We start from the raw sequence: 1,193 nt of genomic DNA on the forward strand, positions 1-1,193 counted from the left end.
AGAAGATCCTTTGATCTTTTCTACGGGGTCTGACGCTCAGTGGAACGAAAACTCACGTTAAGGGATTTTGGTCATGAGATTATCAAAAAGGATCTTCACCTAGATCCTTTTAAATTAAAAATGAAGTTTTAAATCAATCTAAAGTATATATGAGTAAACTTGGTCTGACAGTTACCAATGCTTAATCAGTGAGGCACCTATCTCAGCGATCTGTCTATTTCGTTCATCCATAGTTGCCTGACTCCCCGTCGTGTAGATAACTACGATACGGGAGGGCTTACCATCTGGCCCCAGTGCTGCAATGATACCGCGAGACCCACGCTCACCGGCTCCAGATTTATCAGCAATAAACCAGCCAGCCGGAAGGGCCGGGCGCAGAAGTGGTCCTGCAACTTTATCCGCCTCCATCCAGTCTATTAATTGTTGCCGGGAAGCTAGAGTAAGTAGTTCGCCAGTTAATAGTTTGCGCAACGTTGTTGCCATTGCTGCAGGCATCGTGGTGTCACGCTCGTCGTTTGGTATGGCTTCATTCAGCTCCGGTTCCCAACGATCAAGGCGAGTTACATGATCCCCCATGTTGTGCAAAAAAGCGGTTAGCTCCTTCGGTCCTCCGATCGTTGTCAGAAGTAAGTTGGCCGCAGTGTTATCACTCATGGTTATGGCAGCACTGCATAATTCTCTTACTGTCATGCCATCCGTAAGATGCTTTTCTGTGACTGGTGAGTACTCAACCAAGTCATTCTGAGAATAGTGTATGCGGCGACCGAGTTGCTCTTGCCCGGCGTCAACACGGGATAATACCGCGCCACATAGCAGAACTTTAAAAGTGCTCATCATTGGAAAACGTTCTTCGGGGCGAAAACTCTCAAGGATCTTACCGCTGTTGAGATCCAGTTCGATGTAACCCACTCGTGCACCCAACTGATCTTCAGCATCTTTTACTTTCACCAGCGTTTCTGGGTGAGCAAAAACAGGAAGGCAAAATGCCGCAAAAAAGGGAATAAGGGCGACACGGAAATGTTGAATACTCATACTCTTCCTTTTTCAATATTATTGAAGCATTTATCAGGGTTATTGTCTCATGAGCGGATACATATTTGAATGTATTTAGAAAAATAAACAAAAGAGTTTGTAGAAACGCAAAAAGGCCATCCGTCAGGATGGCCTTCTGCTTAATTTGATGCCTGGCAGTT

Annotated in this window: 1 protein-coding gene; it reads right to left on the reverse strand. The window is 45.4% G+C overall.

From position 1 onward, the window contains the following. Nucleotides 1–171 precede the first annotated feature (171 nt). Entirely contained in the window at nt 172–1,032 is an 861-nt protein-coding gene (gene blaTEM, locus ACS8YF_RS19550) for a TEM family class A beta-lactamase (RefSeq protein WP_440851763.1), read from the reverse strand. Nucleotides 1,033–1,193 lie beyond the last annotated feature (161 nt).

The organism is Salinisphaera sp. SWV1 (genome assembly GCF_052044155.1).
GTDB lineage: Bacteria > Pseudomonadota > Gammaproteobacteria > Nevskiales > Salinisphaeraceae > Salinisphaera.